This is a genomic window from Methylocaldum sp. (genome assembly GCF_039794385.1).
Lineage (GTDB): Bacteria > Pseudomonadota > Gammaproteobacteria > Methylococcales > Methylococcaceae > Methylocaldum.
In genome coordinates this window covers 1-4,638 of the sequence record NZ_JBDIVO010000358.1, presented here as the reverse complement: position 1 = coordinate 4,638, position 4,638 = coordinate 1, and the positions used below count along the sequence as shown (strand labels likewise).

Below are 4,638 nucleotides of genomic sequence, written 5' to 3'. Positions count from 1 at the left end.
TCCTGGTATTTCGGGCCGCCGCCCAGGCCCGGTACACGCCCGGCCTGGGCTCACGCGGCTTGTCGCCGCGCCGGGGCATCCCTGCCCCGGATTAACCCGGCCTATATTTATAGGCCGGGTTAATAGGAGTCACGCTTTCATTGTTTGACTAACGTTCGATGGCTTAGAGCGTTAGTTTCCGACCATGCTTGAATTAGCGGGGCGCCGTTCACTGTAAGTCTACGATCCGCCGAAAAAAGACGGTCCTCGGCTTCCCCCAGACGCCCGACGAATGCGGAATCTGTGCGATAAACGGGGAAAAGACGCCTGAACTGAAGAAGGTTCCCAATCGTGACGGAACCGGGCAACGCACGGCGCTGTCACGAATGAACTGTGGGAAAAGCTCCGAACGAGTTACGGAAGCACGGCAATCGCCCAGGGACCGTTTCCGACCGGAACCGTCTTCGTTACGACGAAGGTCGAGAGGTCGATGATGGAGAGGTCGTTGCTGAGTCCGTTCGCGGTATAAAGCCGCTTTTGGTCCGGCGAGAATTCGAGATTCCAGACCCTTTGTCCCACCGGAATGTACCGAACCACTTCGAGCGTACGGGCGTCGATGACGGCGACCCGGCTGGCCCGGCCCAAAGCAACATAACCGTAGCGGCGATCCCGGTCGATTCGGATACCCACGGCTCCGATATCACGGTCCGCGACATCGGGAATCTTGAAGGTAATTGTCTTGATCGGACGCTTCGTTGCCGTTTCGATAATCGTCAGAGACTGGCCGTCATGCGAACTGACCCAGAGCTGTTCACCGTCATCGGTAAAGCGCGAGTAGCGAGGTCGCGGGTCGACCGGCGTTCGCTCCAGCGGCTCCAGGCTGGTGGTGTCGATCCACGTGGCGGTATTGTCGGCTTCGCTGGTGCTGACGACCCAACGCCCATCGGGGCTGATCGAAACACCCTCCGGTTCCTTGCCTATGGGAATGCGCTTCAACACTTGGCGCGATTCGACATCGACCACGGTCAGCTGGTTGTCGTCGTCGTTGGATGCGAACAAGCGGGTTTCGAGGGGGTTCAGCGTGAAGGTTTTCGGGTCCTTGTCGACCGGCCATCGGCCGACGGGTTCCAGAGTGCGGGTATCCAGGACAGCGATCGCATTGCCCTCGCTGGTTGCCACGAAAATCTTCAGGCCATCGCGTCCGGCCAGGATACCTCGGGGCCGCTTGCCTACCGGAACCGTGCGCCGGACTTCGCCGGTGGCCCCATCCACTTCGACTACGGCATTGTCCTTCTCCAGGGTTACAAAAACGGAGTCTGCATGGGCGGGCAATATCACGGCCGAGGCGAGTATGCAGGGAACGAGTCTTTGTAGGCGGAAAGCTTGCGGCAGGCGCAACAGATATGGGCAATTTTTATGGAACATGTCGGACGTATTCGAAACAAAAGGAAAAGGGTGGTTACCACCGCATGAGCGATGGCGGTAAGCTGCAGGCATCCGGGTAGGATACCCGTCGATACGGTCGCGACCCACGAGGGATGTCGGGTAACTCTCCCGAAGATGCAAGGAAAATATCCTTTATTTTCGAAGCAAGGACATTCCCGATGCCTTCCGCACCAGGATTTCGCGCTCGCTGTGGTAACCTTTTCGCTCTGATCTGACGCCAACTTTTCGGAGTAGCCGGTGACTCAATCAAAACCCTTTCGCGGTACGAAGCCGCTCCGGGAGCTCAGCAACCCGGTGATCGCCATGGGCCTTGTCATCGTCGCAGCCGGATGCGACAGTCCGGATTCTTCCTCTAGCCAGAACATCCCCGCCGCTGTCGAATCGCCATTGACGCGCTCCGACCGACTCGCAGAGTTGCGCAAAGCAAAATTCCTGAACCTGGCGGAGAAGGACGTCGCAGCCGAATGGCTGGCACTTCAGGAACACCGCGACGACTCTTCCTATCGGCCGACGCCCGGCGACGTGGCGGCATACGAGCAACGCATCAAACTCCTCGCCAAGCTCACGCAGGAAGACCGACGGATGGTCGCCAACCGAACCGTACAAACACGGGACCTGCTGGCAGAGCAGAATATCCGCGAATCTCTCCTGACCCTGCTGGATGGCATGACCGATGTGGCCAAGGCCAGTGTGGTCGGCAATTACGGCGCCTATTGCCAATGGTATGTCAATTTGCGCCAAAGCCGGCTCGGTCACCGGGAAGCACTGCAGCAGATGACGAGTTTGAAGCGGTCGCCTTAGAACCGATCAGAGACAGTTCGACAGGTTCACGATAGGCCCTTAGACAGGCTCAGGGCGAACGGTCTACTGCGATAGGTCTAGGGTGCCGTCGAAACGTTTCCATCGCGACACAGCGCGATGGGGCGACGCGTTACGAACCGAAGGCAAACAGACCGGTCCGCAGATCATTCCAAGCCCTGAATCAAATACGTATCCACGATGCCGCAATCCCTCAACGCAGTCCTGCATCCCACGTCCGTAATCGCAGCGCCGCGTCTCTCCCGAAGAGTCGGTGCGAACCTTACCCTGGTCAGCGAAACCTTCCAGCACACCGGCAGTTTCAAGTTCCGCGCCGCCTACCATCTGGCTTCGAAAGTCCCTCAACGGCAGATCATCGCCGCGTCGTCCGGCAACTTCGGACAGGCGCTGGCCTATGCCTGCGGGCTGCTGGGCAAGTCCTGCCGGGTGGTCATGCCGGCGACTTCGGCCAGGGTCAAAATGGACGCGGTGCGGGAATACGGGGGTACGATAGACGAAGTGGACACAAGCGTGAAAAGCCGGGCCGAACGGCTGGCGGAACTCGCCGCAGACTGCCCCGATGCCTATGTTGCCAGCGCCTACGATGATCCGTTGGTAATCGAAGGCAATGCCAGCCTGGGAGAGGAAATTGCCGCTCTGGGCGACCTATTCGACGCGGTCGTCGCGCCCGTGGGCGGTGGCGGCCTCGCTGCCGGTCTGATCACGGGACTGCGTCGCGCCGGCCGATCGACGCCCGTGATCGGCGCGGAACCGCTGCTGGGCAACGATGCCGCACGCTCTCTGAGAGCCGGGCGCATCGTGGTTAACGAATCCGAACCGCAAACCCTCGCCGACGGCGCGCGCACCCTGAGCCTGGGCCGGCGCAACTGGGAAATTTTGCATACGGGGCTTGCCGGCATCGTCGAGGTACCGGAAACCTCAATTGCCCAGGGCGTCAAGCTGTTGTTCGAACTCGCCAATCTCAAGGCCGAACCTACCGGCGCCCTCGCCGTGGCCGCTCTGCTGACCGAACCGGAACGCTTCCGCGGACAGTCGGTCTGTTGTGTGATCAGCGGCGGGAATGTGGATGGGGAGGTTTATCGGACGTTGCTGCGGTAGGATGGGTAGACCGGAGCGAAACCCATCATTGCGAGGCTTTCGATTCCGATGGGTTTCGCTCCGCTCTACCCATCCTACGATCCTCCATCAATCCCCTTGTAGAGATTCCCCATGGACAGACTGAAACGGCAAATCGGCTTCATCGTCGAGTTGGACAAACTCAAGACCATCGTTCGCCAGTCCTGGCTGGCGGACGGCTCGCGCCGGGAGAATTCGGCGGAGCACAGCTGGCATGTCGCGCTGATGGCCTTGGTGCTCTCCGAGCACGCCAACGCCGACATGGACCTCGACCTCGCGCGGGTCGTCAAGCTGCTGCTGCTCCATGACGTGGTCGAAATCGATGCCGGCGACGTTCTGATCTACGATGTCGCGGGAAACGTCAGCAAGCCCGAACGGGAACGGCAGGCGGCCGAACGGATTTATGGGATGTTGCCGGACGATCAGGCGGCGGAACTGCGGGCGCTGTGGGAAGAGTTTGAAATGGGCGAGACGACCGAAGCCCGCTTTGCGGCGTCTCTAGATCGACTCATGCCTTTGTTGCACAACTTCCTGACCGAAGGCCGCGCCTGGCGGCACCATGGCGTCACCGCCGACCAGGTGTTGGCGGCCAATGCCCGCATCGCCGCCGGTTCCACCGCGCTATGGGACTATGCCCGAGGACTAATCGACGAGGCGGTGGAGCGGGATTATCTGCTTCCGGGCAAAGAATAGCGATTTTGAGCCTATCCCAGTAGGTCCCCGAAACCCTTCGACCGGCCTGTCCTGAGCGGAGTCGAAGGGCTCAGGGCGAACGGCCTACTGAGATAGGCTCTTAGAGCGTTTTCATCGCGCTCGTACGGCAAAACAGGCCTGGCAGGAGTCGTTGGTACCTTCGGCCAGGGTAGATCGACTCAAGCTTTCGTAGGTCGGCAATCCTTTGCCGACGAACCCGTTGGCCCAACGGCACCGTCGGGAACGGCGGCTTCGGCGCTCCCAGGCCGACCGTTTGCGATTGGAAGGGGCCGATTAAAGGCCCGTTTGCGATTGGAAGGGTCGCGACTAAAGCGACCGTTTGCGATTGGAAGGGTCATTCGGGTGCTCCCCGGATGACCGTTTGCGATTGGAAGGGATTCCCGACCTACGCGCGAGTGCCCGTACACTAGGTATGAAAATGCTCTGGCTATTGATCAATGGGCAAAAGACATGCTTTTCTTGTTTGACCAATGCCCACGATCAGCACGTTCGTCTCCGGCCGAGAGCAACCGGTGAGCCGGAGTCGTGCAGCAAGCTTTTAGCAAGGTTGAAAAGAAGGATGTC

The 4,638-nt window shown here is 60.0% G+C and carries 4 protein-coding genes; 3 read left to right on the top strand and 1 reads right to left on the bottom strand.

The window, feature by feature from the left end; genetic code table 11:
* Nucleotides 1-393: 393 nt before the first annotated feature.
* Nucleotides 394-1,404 (bottom strand): PQQ-dependent catabolism-associated beta-propeller protein, encoded by a 1,011-nt coding sequence (locus tag ABJK70_RS20655; RefSeq protein ID WP_347258961.1) that lies wholly within the window; start codon nt 1,402-1,404, stop codon nt 394-396.
* A 258-nt stretch (nt 1,405-1,662) separates the two neighbouring features.
* Here ABJK70_RS20655 and ABJK70_RS20650 point away from each other — a divergent pair, with 258 nt between their 5' ends.
* The 3 genes from ABJK70_RS20650 (at nt 1,663) to ABJK70_RS20640 (ending at nt 4,053) form a co-directional block, all read left to right on the top strand.
* On the top strand, nt 1,663-2,226 hold the full coding sequence (locus tag ABJK70_RS20650) for a hypothetical protein (RefSeq protein WP_077730622.1): 564 nt from the start codon (nt 1,663-1,665) through the stop codon (nt 2,224-2,226).
* A 198-nt stretch (nt 2,227-2,424) separates the two neighbouring features.
* Nucleotides 2,425-3,342 carry a threonine/serine dehydratase gene (locus tag ABJK70_RS20645; protein ID WP_347258960.1) on the top strand — a complete coding sequence of 306 codons (918 nt, stop codon included), beginning with the start codon at nt 2,425-2,427 and terminating at the stop codon, nt 3,340-3,342.
* Between the two features lie 111 nt (nt 3,343-3,453).
* Entirely contained in the window at nt 3,454-4,053 is a 600-nt protein-coding gene (locus ABJK70_RS20640; protein WP_086133533.1) for an HD domain-containing protein, read from the top strand.
* Nucleotides 4,054-4,638: the final 585 nt, after the last annotated feature.

What these genes read in the sequence shown, in the direction of transcription:
- ABJK70_RS20655 (WP_347258961.1), bottom strand. Translation starts at nt 1,404, where the DNA reads ATGTTCCATAAAAATTGCCCATATCTGTTGCGCCTGCCGCAAGCTTTC.
- ABJK70_RS20640 (WP_086133533.1), top strand. Translation starts at nt 3,454, where the DNA reads ATGGACAGACTGAAACGGCAAATCGGCTTCATCGTCGAGTTGGACAAA.
- ABJK70_RS20645 (WP_347258960.1), top strand. Translation starts at nt 2,425, where the DNA reads ATGCCGCAATCCCTCAACGCAGTCCTGCATCCCACGTCCGTAATCGCA.